Raw genomic sequence first — 12,431 nt, forward strand, 5'->3', positions numbered from 1 at the left:
AAGGGATCATTAGTTTCCTAACAAAGCATCCAAGCTTGCTTGGTCTTCAACGTTAGCTAGCTTAGCTGTTTTATCGATTTTTTTGACAAAGCCTGATAGGACCTTACCAGGACCAATTTCAATAAAGTTGGTTACCCCAGCATCCTGCATCACAGCAATACTTTCATAAAAACGAACAGGTTCTTTGACCTGACGCGTCAAAAGCTCTTGGATTCGATCTTTTTCCATAACAGCAGCTTCCGTATTGCCGACTAGTGGGCAAGTAAAGTCAGAGAAACTCACTCCCTCAAGAGCTCCAGCTAGTTGCTGACTGGCTGGCTCAAGAAGGGCTGTATGGAAAGGACCAGATACATTTAAAGGAATCAATCGTTTTGCTCCTGCTTCCTGCAAGAGTTCAACTGCGTGGTCAACCGCAGCCACCTCACCACCGATAACGATTTGGCTTGGGGTGTTGTAGTTAGCTGGAGTCACTACTCCAACTTTAGAGGCTGTTTCACAAGCTTCCTCAATCACTTCAACTGGAGTGTTTAGGACGGCAACCATCTTTCCAGAACCTGCAGGTGCAGCCTCTTCCATATAAGCACCACGTTTAGCAACCAAGGCAACTGCATCCTCAAAGTCCAAAGCACCACTTGCTACAAGAGCAGAATATTCCCCAAGAGACAATCCTGCTACCATATCTGGCTGGTAGCCCTTTTCTTTCAATAGTCGGTAAATAGCAACCGAAGTCGCTAAAATAGCTGGCTGCGTATAACGAGTCTGGTTTAGCTTGGTTTCTTCCTTATCAATCAAGTCACGTAGGTCATAACCCAAAACCTGACTGGCTTGGTCAATTGTTTCCTTGACGATAGGGTAGCGATCATAGAGATCACGCCCCATTCCTAGATACTGAGCACCTTGACCTGCAAATAGAAAGGCTGTTTTAGTCATTTCTTACAACTCCTGCCCAACGAGAGGCTTCTTCTTGAATTTTTTTGGCAGCGCCATAGTATAGATCTTTTAGGATTTCTTCGACAGTTTCCTCTTTAGAAACCAAACCAGCGATCTGACCTGCCATGACGGATCCACCTTCTACATCTCCATGAACAACGGCTTTAGCAAGAGCACCAGCTCCCATTTGCTCAAAGATTTCTAAATCTGGATCTTCTTGTTTAAAGGCATCCTTTTCAGCCTGTTCAAAGTCACGTGTCAACTGATTTTTAATGGCGCGAACAGCATGTCCAAAATGTTGAGCTGAAATAGTCGTATCGATATCACGCGCTTTTAAGATTTTTTCCTTGTATTTTGGATGGGCGTTAGATTCCTTAGCTACTACGAAACGCGTACCAACTTGAACAGCCTCTGCACCAAGCATAAAGCCTGCAGCGACACCTTCACCGTCGGCAATTCCTCCAGCTGCGATAACCGGAATTGAAACAGCTGCAGCAACTTGGCGAACCAAGGTCATCGTTGTTAATTTACCAATATGTCCACCGGCTTCCATTCCCTCTGCAATAACTGCATCTGCACCAATTTTTTCCATGCGTTTTGCCAAAGCAACACTTGGAACAACAGGAATAACTGTAATTCCTGCATCATGGAAACGAGTCATGTATTTACTTGGATTTCCTGCACCAGTTGTAACCACCTTGACCCCTTCTTCAATCACGAGATCAACGATGTCTTCTACAAAAGGTGACAAGAGCATGATGTTGACACCAAAAGGTTTGTCCGTAAGTGATTTGATTTTATCGATATTAGCCTTTACGACCTCTTTAGGTGCATTCCCACCACCGATGATTCCTAGACCACCAGCTTTTGATACTGCACCAGCCAAGTCACCGTCTGCAACCCAGGCCATTCCTCCTTGAAAAATAGGATAATCAATGTTCAATAATTCTGTAATACGTGTTTTCATAGTGCCTCCATCATTCCTTGCTTACGTAATAGTTCGACGAGTTTATCATTTGAGTTTCAAACTATTACCTAAACAAGAGGGAGTGGGTTTCCCCTACTCCTTCTAGTAATATGTTAATTATTTTGTTTGCTCTTCAACGTAGGCAACCAAGTCACCAACTGTTTTCAAGTTCTCTTCTGCTTCGATTTGGATATCGAAAGCATCTTCGATTTCAGAGATTACTTGGAACAAGTCCAATGAATCTGCATCCAAATCATCAAAAGTAGATTCAAGTGTTACTTCTGATGCGTCTTTCCCAAGTTCTTCAACGATAATTTCTTGTACTTTTTCAAATACTGCCATGATAGGACTCCTTTAAAATATAAAAAATTTATAACTATGTGTTTACCACATGATTACCTAGATTGTAAGAATGAGTGTGCCCCATGTCAAACCTCCACCGAAGCCTGATAGGAGAATCGTCTGGCTACCATCTAAACGAATCATGCCATTCTCCACACACTCTGAGAGCAAAATCGGGATACTTGCTGCACTGGTATTCCCATACTCCATCATATTGGCTGGAAGTTTGTCTCGGTCAACACCGATCTTCTTAGCCATCTTATCCAAAATGCGGATATTTGCCTGATGAAGCAAGAGATAATCCAATTCCGATGCTGCGATTGGACCATTTTCAATGGTTTCTTTGATTGATCTAGCAACATCACGATTTGCAAAATCAAAAACTGCTCGTCCATCCATCTTCAAAAAAGCAGGAACTGCTTCTTGATCTGAGAAAGGAGAAGCCAAAGCCGTTTGACCATAGGTCAAACACTCGCTCCGAGAGCCATCTGTATAGAGACTTTCCACAAGGAAGTGACGTATTTCGCTCGCTTCCAAGAGAACCCCTCCAGCACCATCCCCAAAGAGAACAGCTGTCGAACGATCTGACCAATCAACTGCCTTGGATAAGGTCTCAGCCCCTATAACAATCCCTTTTTTGAACTGTCCAGAACTTAAAAACTTTTCTGCAGTTGAGAGAGCGAATACAAAGCCACTGCAAGCTGCTGTCAAATCAAAGGCGAAAGCTCTATGCGCTCCGATATTTGCCTGAACTCGTGCTGCTGTGGAAGGCATCATCGAGTCTGGAGTAATCGTCGCTACAATGATAAAATCAATCTGATCCGCTGTTAAGCTCCCTTTAGCCAACAAGCTCTTAGCTACTTCTGTCGCCAAGTCACTTGTAGACTCTGTTTTGGAAATATGTCTCTGTTTAATTCCTGTCCGACTTGAAATCCACTCATCGCTTGTGTCCATGATTTGGGCTAAGTCATGATTAGTGACCACTTGCTCTGGAACATAATGAGCAACCTGGCTTATTTTTGCAAAAGCCATTATTTCAAATCCTCCAAAAATTGATAAAGGTTCGTTAAGCCTCTGCCCATGACTTCTTTTTCCTCCGGGCTCATGCCATCGATGATTTTTTCGACCATAGCCTTGTGGAACCGTTTATGAAGACGGTGAACCAAACGACCTTTCTTTGTCAAATGCAGATAGACCACTCGACGGTCTTGGTCAGAACGAATACGCTCAATATAACCTTTTCTCTCCAGGTTATTCAAACTCGTCGTCACTGTCCCAAGAGTTACCATCAGTTCTTTTGAAACCTTACTTGGCGTTGCCTCCGGGAACTTCCCAATCACATCGATCGTGTGCATTTCTTTGATGGAGATGTCTTTGAATCGACTACCTCGTAAGCTAACCTCCTCAATCACAAGGACGTTATTAAAAATAGATGTTAGATAATCATTTACTTGTTGGTAGTCCAAATCGTTTCCCTCCCCCTCAAAAAGCTTTTACAATCAAAACATTTGATAAAAGAAGTATAACAAACTTCAAAAAATTGTGCAAGTATTTTTTCACATTCCTGTAAATTTCGGTCTTCTTCTTTCAGAATGTGCACGAACCCCTTCTTTAAAATCTTCAGTTAAAGATAACGATTCTTGTAATTTCAATTCTAATTCAGCATAATTCTGCCAATCCTTAAATTGACTTTCCCAAACTAACTTTTTAATCGCTGCGTATGAGTTTGCTGAACCTCTTCTTAATTTTTTCAGAACTTGTTCTCTTGTTTTTTCTAATTTGTCAACTTCACAAACACGGTATACCACGCCCCATTCTAGCGCTTTTTCAGCAGTTAAGGCTTCACCTGTCATAGCAAGTTGTGCAGCCCGTGTTACCCCAATACTACGACTCAAGAGATGAATCCCACCAGCGTCTGGCGCCAAGCCCACTCCGACAAAGGCTTGGATAAATTTTGCCTTGTCAGTCGCCAAACAGAAATCAACTGCTACTGCCATATTTGCTGCAGCACCAGCGACCGCTCCATCTACCTCCATCAAAACAGGTTTAGGAATTTGCTTGATTTTAAAAGAAATTGTATTGACTAATTCTGCAATCTTATTCAAAGAAGGGATATCATCTTCATCTACTGCTCGCTTCATCTCAACCAAGTCTCCCCCAACTGAAAAGACCTTCCCATTCGCATTAATCAAGATGAACTGCACAGCTTGATCCTGATCCGCTAGGGTCAAAGCTTCTAAAATTTCCTCACACATTGGGATATGAAAACCATTTGCCACTTCGGGACGATTCAAAGTAATGATAGCCAGATCATCTACGATCTGATATAAGATATGATTCATAGCTTCTCCTTTTCTTTTATAAGGCAATGAAATTGTTTTATCATCAAAGTATACCTTTTTTTGGATAAAGAGGCAAGGAAAAACTAAAGGAAAGTGTCTCAGCTGATTATTTACCCATCATTTATGAGTGTGAGTAAAATTTGACACTCTTACTTTTAAATCGTTATCGCTTTTCAGAATAAGTTAGTGTTTTCTTCTATTATAATAGGAAGTTATTTTCGTCATTGAAAAATGCCCCTCTTTCTGCTATAATCGTATAAAACACTTACTTGAGGAGTCCTTATGAAGGTTGTAAAATTTGGTGGAAGCTCGCTTGCCTCTGCTGGTCAGTTAGAAAAAGTCTTAAACATCGTTAAAAGTGATAAAGAACGCCGTTTTGTAGTCGTTTCTGCACCCGGCAAACGCAATGCTGAAGATACCAAGGTAACTGATGCCTTGATCAAATACTATCGTGACTATGTGGCTGGAAATGACATCAGTGCTAGCCAAAGCTGGATCATTGACCGTTATGCCGCTATGGTTAGTGAACTTGGGTTAAAACCTGCTGTTTTAGAAAAAATCTCTAAAAGCATTCGGGCCTTGGCAACTCTTCCTATAGAGGACAATGAATTCCTCTATGATACCTTCCTAGCGGCTGGAGAAAATAACAATGCCAAACTCATTGCAGCCTACTTTAACCAAAACGGTATCGATGCACGCTATGTTCACCCAAGAGAAGCTGGAATTGTTGTCACAAGTGAACCTGGAAACGCACGCATCATCCCATCTAGTTATGACAAGATTGAAGGCTTGGCTGATAGCACCGAAGTCCTTGTCATCCCTGGTTTCTTTGGTGTGACTAAGGAAAATCAAATCTGCACTTTTTCACGTGGAGGTTCAGATATCACAGGTTCTATCATTGCAGCAGGTGTTAAGGCTGATCTCTATGAAAACTTTACAGACGTAGATGGTATCTTTGCTGCCCATCCTGGTATTATCCACCAACCACACTCCATTCCTGAATTAACCTACCGTGAAATGCGTGAGTTGGCTTACGCTGGATTTTCAGTCCTTCATGACGAAGCCCTTCTTCCAGCCTACCGCGGAAAAATTCCTCTTGTCATCAAGAATACCAACAACCCTGACCACCCAGGTACGCGCATTGTTTTAGAACACAGTAGTGATAAATTCCCTGTAGTAGGAATTGCGGGTGACTCAGGATTCGTCAGCATCAACATGTCAAAATACCTCATGAACCGCGAAGTAGGGTTTGGTCGCAAGGTTCTGCAAATCCTTGAGGATCTCAATATCGGTTGGGAACACATGCCTACAGGTATCGACGATCTTTCAATCATCCTCCGCTCCCGTGAATTGACTCCTATCAAAGAAGAAGAAATTCTACGTCAACTCGTTCAAAAAGCTGAAGTGGACCATGCTGAAATCGAACATGACCTTTCCATCATTATGATTGTTGGAGAAAAGATGAAGAGCCATATCGGGGTAACTGCTACTGCAACACGTGCTTTGTCTGAGAATAAAATCAACATCCAGATGATGTCCCAAGGCTCAAGTGAAGTTTCCATCATGTTTGTTGTCAATAAAGAGCAAGAAAAGGCAGCTATCAAGGCTCTCTATCATGCCTTTTTCGGTGAAAGTAAGGAAGACTAATCATGGCCCAATCACTCAATCAAGTCATTGACCTCCAAACCACTGGGACATCTTACCTCTCTATCTCTGGAAAAGTTGGAAAATTTTTAGTCGGGGATCAAGCCTTAGAGTTTTATCCTGATGTCAATGTCGAACAATATATACAAATCCCCTGGTCCAGCATTCAGCAAATAGGAGCTAATGTAAGTGGTCGCAAGATCAGCCGCCACTTTGAAGTCTTCACTGATCAAGGAAAATTCCTCTTTGCTTCAAAAGACTCTGGAGCTATCCTCAAAATCGCTCGGGAAAAATTAGGAAACGAAAAGGTTGTGAAACTTCCGACTCTAGTCCAGACTATTGGACAAAAACTTAAAAATCTATTTGCAAAAAAGTAGAAACTTTAGTATAATCATAGCAACGGATAAGTAGGTTATCCTCTTCTTTCAGAAAGTCTGCGGGTGCTGCGAGCAGATAGGAGGGATAGGTGAAATTCTACCGTTGTTCACAATTACATATATAATCAAGTGCACACCTGTGAAGTTGGATGGAACCGTGGCCCTGCCACTCCAACGCTTTGTCAGGTGTGCTTTTCTCATAAAGGAGTTCTTATGTTAGATATCAAACGTATTCGTACAGACTTTGATGCTGTCGCTGAAAAATTAGCTACACGTGGTGTAGATCCTGCTATCTTAAATGAGATGAAAGAAATCGATGCTAAACGTCGTGACATCTTGGTCAAGGTTGAAACGCTCAAAGCAGAACGTAACACAGTTTCTGCTGAGATTGCCCAAGCCAAGCGCAACAAGGAAAATGCCGATGATAAGATTGCTGCGATGCAAACCCTATCTGCTGAAGTCAAAGCCTTGGATGCTGAATTGGCGGACATCGATGCTAAATTGACAGAATTTACCACTACTCTTCCAAATATCCCTGCCGACAGCGTTCCTGTTGGAGCTGATGAAGATGACAATGTGGAAGTCCGTCGTTGGGGGACTCCACGTGAGTTTGACTTCGAGCCAAAAGCTCACTGGGATCTTGGTGAAGACCTTGGTATCCTTGACTGGGAACGTGGCGGTAAAGTAACGGGCGCTCGTTTCCTCTTCTATAAAGGACTTGGGGCTCGTTTGGAACGTGCTATCTACAACTTCATGTTGGATGAGCATGGTAAAGAAGGCTATACGGAAGTTATCACACCTTACATTGTTAACCATGACTCTATGTTTGGTACTGGTCAATATCCAAAATTCAAGGAAGATACTTTTGAATTGAAAGACACTAATTATGTCCTCATTCCTACAGCTGAAGTGCCTCTTACAAACTACTACCGTGATGAAATCCTTGACGGTAAAGACCTACCAATCTACTTTACCGCTATGAGCCCTTCATTCCGTTCTGAGGCTGGTTCAGCTGGTCGTGATACACGTGGTTTGATTCGTCTGCACCAATTCCACAAGGTTGAAATGGTCAAATTTGCCAAACCAGAAGAATCTTACGAAGAATTGGAAAAAATGACAGCCAACGCTGAAAACATCCTTCAAAAACTCAACCTTCCATACCGTGTCGTTGCCCTCTCTACTGGGGATATGGGCTTCTCAGCTGCCAAGACTTATGACTTGGAAGTTTGGATTCCAGCACAAAATACCTATCGTGAAATCTCAAGCTGTTCAAATACAGAAGATTTCCAAGCCCGTCGTGCCCAAATCCGTTACCGTGATGAAGCCGATGGCAAGGTTAAACTCCTTCACACCTTGAACGGTTCTGGACTTGCAGTTGGACGTACGGTTGCTGCTATTCTTGAGAACTATCAAAATGCAGATGGTTCTGTAACTATTCCAGAAGCACTTCGTCCATACATGGGTGGCGCTGAAGTTATCAAACCATAAAAATAAGGCCTAGCTATTTCTAGCTAGACCTTTTTTCGTAACCAAATCAGATAAGCACCCAAGACAAAGAATAAAATAGTGAGGCAAATAACGGTTTCAGCCAAGACCAGATAATCCAGAAATGGAAGTTTCAAAATTCCCTGAGCCATCTTGAGCGAGGTAGCTGTGATAATGGTTGGGAAGGTGAGGGCTGAGAAGGCTGGTTGAAAGCCTTGTTTTAAAATATTGGGCAGGCGAGTCAAAACAAAGAAAAAGAAGGATTGAGATGCCAAAATCATGACAATCAAGAGCCAAGTCGGTAGGCCTGCTCCTCCAACTCGAACTAGAGAAGCTAAGAGTAGGGAAAAGGGAGCACAGTAGATTCCTTCCTGTCCAAGCAAGGCCACTGGGAGTGGAGATTTCTTTAAATCGCTATAAATAAGGGGATAGAGATAGAAGGTCAAGACAAAACCAAAACTCAAGGTCGCATAGGCAATCTCAATAATGCCTACCAGAGGATAGGTCAAGGCCGCTACTGCTATCCCCACATAGAGCACCGTCCAGCTTGGAGTCGCATTGACCTTCCGACCTGGACAGGCAAATTTGATGGTAAAAGTAGCAATCAAAGCCAAATCCAAGAGAAAGGAAAACCACCAGATCCCTTGTGCTACTATAGGAAGAGCAGGGAACACGCGAAAGACATAGGTCGATAAAATCATCCCAGCCATAGGAAAAGTGGCCATCCCAGATAAAAGAGGGGGCTTAGTCAATTCTTTCTTGGTTTCTTCCCAACTAAAAAGATGAAGAATCAGAAAGAAAATCCACAGCACCAAACCAGTCAGACTCAATAAATGCGACAGAACTGGCCAAGTATCTGCAATCAGATTTCCTGCACCTGCTAAACCTAATAAACAGCCAGAGAATACCAAGGGGAGCTTTTTCATCCGATCCTCCAATAATCATGTTATTATTAGTATAGCATAAAAGCGCTTAAATGAGGACTTAAAAAACGAAGTTGGAAATTCAAACTTCGTTTTTATTCTACTTTTTTTTAACTCGTTGCTAAGATATGGCGCAACTGAACAGCGCTTGGAGAAACAATTGGAAGAAAGGCTCCTTCATTCCAACGACGGATAAAGCCAGATGTTGATTTGCTAAAGTAACCTCTACCTCCACCAGCTTGTAACTCTAATAGCAGACTCTGAGCAACCACATCCACAATATCTATTCTTAACTGAAAGAGTTCACGCGGATTGGTAACGAAATAGGAACGGTCAGCCAATCCCTGATAAAGAGCCTTCCGAATAACACCTAACTGCTCTACCTGATACTTCCACTCATCTGTTAATACACTTCGTTTCCCCAATTCTTTTTCTACTTCTGATAGAGAACGTTCAGCTAAACCAAAGGCTAAACCAAATTGGTAACCTAAAAAAGCGGGACGATTTTGAGTTAAAAATTCTTTAGCATTCTTGGATAGAATCCACTCTTCTTTTAAAGGAGCCCGATTAAATGTCAAAGCAGCCGTGTTTCCTCCCTGAAGAGAAACGAATTCTAAGTCTTCCGAACGACTAAAATTCTCTGCATCTGATGGCACAGCCACCACATAACTTTTACTTGGATCATCTGCAAATCCTGCTACAAAAATGGTTAAAAAACGATTTCTACGGGCATTGGTTACCCATGGCAGTCGCCCTTTTAGATAAAATTGTCCATTTTCTTCGACGATATAAACATTCAGCTCTTCTAAATCAGATAAATACTTGACCGCATTAGACAGAGCAGTTGCGCCTGCATATTCACCAGACAAGAGTTTTTCCAGATAGTTTTCTTTCAAATAGGAATTCTCTGAATGGATAATATTGTCAATTAGGGTGCGTTGTCCCCAAGAAATAAAGGAGGCCGTCAAGGAATGTTGAGCGAGCTCTGCAAGGATATCAATGACATCTTGATCACTTCCGCCTGAACCGCCGAGAGATTCTGGAACACCTACACGAAAAGCCCCTTCTGCTGCAATCCTTTCAATCAGTTGCTCTCCAGCCTCACAAGACTGTTTATCAATTTCATCAGCATGTTGGTCCAACCAGCTCAAAAACTCTTCGGAAAAAAATCCCATACTCTTTCCTCCTTTTATGCATAAGGTTGTAATTCTGGGTTAATAGGCGTATTAGCTAGGTTGTTGGCATAGTTGCAAAGGCTAGCAAGACTAACACCCAGAACCACATCCAAGGCATTTTGTTGCGTGTAGCCAGCTTCCAAAAATTCAGCCAAGGCTTCATCTCCTACACGCCCTTTGGTATTGATGACCGCCAAGGTAAACTTAGCTAGAGTATCTAGTTTTGGATCTGTCTCGATTGGAGTACGGTTGCGGAGTGCTTGTAGAAGATCATCATTCATCTGGATTTGTTTGATTGAAAAGGCTGTGTGACCTGCGACGCAGAAAGCACAACCATTGGTTACGGCAGCTGTGATTTGTACTACTTCGCGTTCCACTGGTGTCAGACTATTGCGGCGGTTGATGGCTCCGACAGTTCGGTAGGCTTCAAGCGCGGTTGGGGCATTGGCCAAGAGACCGATTAGGTTGGGAATATAGCCATTATTATCTTTTTGTACTGTTTCAAGAACTTCTTTTACTTCTGCTGGTGCTGATTCTACTGTGTGGATGGTAAATGTTGTCATAAGAAACCTCTTTTCATTTTATTGTCATTTAGTCTATCATAGAATTTTCCACTTGGATAATATATATTTTCAATCGCCTTGATAGGAAATGTTTATGAAATGAAAAAATCACACCAAAAGTGTGATTGGATTAGTGTTTAAAATACTTTTTAGTCTCAGCAATGACGACTGGCGACAAGACTAAGAGGGCAATCAAGTTTGGTAAAGCCATCAAGGCATTGACGATATCTGCGATAATCCAGACCATATCCAACTCAATAAATCCTCCCAACAAGACCATGACTACAAAGACTACACGATAGAGCCAGATAAAACGAACACCAAAGAGAAACTCAAAACAGCGTTCTCCGTAGTAGTTCCATCCGAGAATCGTCGTAAAGGCAAAGAGTACAAGGAAGATGGTCAAGAGGGCAGGTCCAAAGTGTGAAAAAACTGTAGAGAAGGCTGACTGAGTCAAGGCAACTCCATTCAAATCACCACTCCAAACACCAGTTACCAAGATGGTTAAACCTGTCAGAGTACAGATAATCAAAGTATCAATAAAGGTTCCTGTCATGGAAATCAAGCCTTGCTCGACAGGCTCATTTGTCTTAGCCGCAGCCGCTGCAATGGGAGCAGAACCAAGACCAGATTCGTTAGAGAAGACTCCTCGCGCCACACCATTCTGGATAGCCATCCGAATGCTGGCACCTGCAAAACTGCCTACCGCAGCAGCTGGACTAAAGGCTGAAGTAAAAATCAGGGCAAGTGTGGCTGGGATTTTCTCGATATTAAAGAGAATAACTGTAAGAGTCCCTAAAATATAGACAATAGCCATAAAAGGAACAACTGCTGTCGAAACTTTTGATATGGATTTGAGGCCACCAAAGACGGCAATACCCACCAGAATGGATAAAATCAGAGCTGTGATAGCTGGATCAACTTGGGCTGTATTTTGAATGGATTCTGTAATCGAATTGACTTGGGTAAAGGTACCAATCCCTAGAAGGGCTACCAATACACCCGCTAGGGCAAAGAAGATAGCAAGTGGACGCCACTTTTCTCCCATCCCCAAAAGGATGTAATGCATGGGTCCTCCAGCTACAGCTCCATTTGCATCCTTTGTGCGATATTTGATGGCTAGCAAGCCTTCGGCATATTTGGTCGCCATCCCAAAGAAGGCCGCCATCCACATCCAAAAGAGGGCCCCTGGTCCTCCAACCTTAATGGCTGTCGCTACCCCGATGATATTTCCCGTACCAACTGTGGCTGCTAGAGCCGTACAGAGAGCAGCAAAGCTCGACACATCGCCATGCCCCTTATCCTTGGTAAAGATCAACTGAAAGGACTTAGGGAGACGAGCCACCTGCAAAAGGCCTAGTCGGATGGTCAAATAGATACCCGTTCCGACCAATAAGATCAAGAGGGGAGGCCCCCAAACGAAAGCATCAAGCGCTTTAAGCAATTCTAACATATCCTTCTCCTATCATTCAACCCCAAAAGAAAGAGCACATGCAAGATACATGTACTCTGGAATGCTTAGATAAATGCCAAAAAGCGGTCTATCCTAGCTCTGTCCTTTTACCTGAGAGTTTGAGCAGTTGCCTGCCTTGCCCCTTCGGTGCCTTTACGGTCTCTCCAGAGTTCCGTCCATTTACAGTCATGGAAAACAAACCTTTCTCCACTTCTATTAAACTTCATTCG

The 12,431-nt window shown here is 42.7% G+C and carries 13 protein-coding genes and 1 riboswitch; of the genes, 3 read left to right on the plus strand and 10 right to left on the minus strand.

Annotation, left to right across the window (positions count from 1 at the left end; all coding sequences use genetic code 11):
• Positions 1-9: 9 nt before the first annotated feature.
• From fabD to B7714_RS08810, 6 genes are all read right to left on the minus strand, one after another.
• Positions 10-930: an ACP S-malonyltransferase gene (fabD, locus tag B7714_RS08785; RefSeq protein ID WP_084860258.1), complete on the minus strand. Its 921-nt coding sequence runs from the start codon at positions 928-930 to the stop codon at positions 10-12.
• Complete coding sequence (fabK, locus tag B7714_RS08790) at positions 923-1,897, minus strand: enoyl-[acyl-carrier-protein] reductase FabK (protein ID WP_000857451.1); 975 nt, start codon at positions 1,895-1,897, stop codon at positions 923-925. Before fabK ends, fabD begins: the two co-directional genes overlap by 8 nt.
• Before the next feature lie 117 nt (positions 1,898-2,014).
• Positions 2,015-2,239 (minus strand): acyl carrier protein, encoded by a 225-nt coding sequence (locus tag B7714_RS08795; protein ID WP_070800104.1) that lies wholly within the window; start codon positions 2,237-2,239, stop codon positions 2,015-2,017.
• A 57-nt stretch (positions 2,240-2,296) separates the two neighbouring features.
• A complete protein-coding gene (locus tag B7714_RS08800; protein ID WP_042902827.1) occupies positions 2,297-3,271 on the minus strand; it encodes a beta-ketoacyl-ACP synthase III in 975 nt (324 codons plus the stop codon).
• Positions 3,271-3,705, minus strand: coding sequence for a fatty acid biosynthesis transcriptional regulator FabT (gene fabT / locus B7714_RS08805; RefSeq protein WP_000386335.1), 435 nt, complete (start codon positions 3,703-3,705; stop codon positions 3,271-3,273). The genes B7714_RS08800 and fabT overlap by 1 nt, the downstream gene beginning before the upstream one ends.
• Before the next feature lie 90 nt (positions 3,706-3,795).
• On the minus strand, positions 3,796-4,581 hold the full coding sequence (locus tag B7714_RS08810; protein WP_042902828.1) for an enoyl-CoA hydratase: 786 nt from the start codon (positions 4,579-4,581) through the stop codon (positions 3,796-3,798).
• Between the two features lie 282 nt (positions 4,582-4,863).
• Between B7714_RS08810 and B7714_RS08815 the strand changes: the two genes are divergently transcribed.
• The 3 genes from B7714_RS08815 (at position 4,864) to serS (ending at position 8,090) form a co-directional block, all read left to right on the plus strand.
• Positions 4,864-6,228, plus strand: coding sequence for an aspartate kinase (locus tag B7714_RS08815; protein ID WP_000869637.1), 1,365 nt, complete (start codon positions 4,864-4,866; stop codon positions 6,226-6,228).
• A gap of 2 nt (positions 6,229-6,230) precedes the next feature.
• Positions 6,231-6,602, plus strand: a complete 372-nt coding sequence (locus B7714_RS08820) for a DUF956 family protein (protein ID WP_042902838.1) — start codon at positions 6,231-6,233, stop codon at positions 6,600-6,602.
• Between the two features lie 213 nt (positions 6,603-6,815).
• Positions 6,816-8,090, plus strand: a complete 1,275-nt coding sequence (gene serS, locus B7714_RS08825; RefSeq protein ID WP_042902839.1) for a serine--tRNA ligase — start codon at positions 6,816-6,818, stop codon at positions 8,088-8,090.
• 23 nt (positions 8,091-8,113) lie between these two features.
• Here the strand turns inward: serS and B7714_RS08830 are convergent, their stop codons facing one another.
• The 4 genes from B7714_RS08830 to B7714_RS08845 all read right to left on the minus strand — a co-directional run bounded on the left by B7714_RS08830 (position 8,114) and on the right by B7714_RS08845 (position 12,201).
• The gene (locus B7714_RS08830; RefSeq protein ID WP_042902840.1) at positions 8,114-9,013 is read right to left on the minus strand and encodes a TDT family transporter; all 900 of its coding nucleotides are present in this window, start codon (positions 9,011-9,013) and stop codon (positions 8,114-8,116) included.
• A gap of 107 nt (positions 9,014-9,120) precedes the next feature.
• On the minus strand, positions 9,121-10,185 hold the full coding sequence (locus tag B7714_RS08835) for an acyl-CoA dehydrogenase family protein (protein ID WP_042902841.1): 1,065 nt from the start codon (positions 10,183-10,185) through the stop codon (positions 9,121-9,123).
• A 14-nt stretch (positions 10,186-10,199) separates the two neighbouring features.
• Positions 10,200-10,748 (minus strand): carboxymuconolactone decarboxylase family protein, encoded by a 549-nt coding sequence (locus B7714_RS08840; RefSeq protein ID WP_000206774.1) that lies wholly within the window; start codon positions 10,746-10,748, stop codon positions 10,200-10,202.
• A gap of 130 nt (positions 10,749-10,878) precedes the next feature.
• Positions 10,879-12,201 (minus strand): alanine/glycine:cation symporter family protein, encoded by a 1,323-nt coding sequence (locus B7714_RS08845; protein ID WP_042902842.1) that lies wholly within the window; start codon positions 12,199-12,201, stop codon positions 10,879-10,881.
• A gap of 89 nt (positions 12,202-12,290) precedes the next feature.
• Positions 12,291-12,379: riboswitch (glycine riboswitch) on the minus strand.
• Positions 12,380-12,431 lie beyond the last annotated feature (52 nt).

The sequence above is a fragment of the Streptococcus oralis subsp. oralis genome, assembly GCF_002096595.1.
Classification (GTDB): Bacteria; Bacillota; Bacilli; order Lactobacillales; family Streptococcaceae; genus Streptococcus; species Streptococcus oralis_D.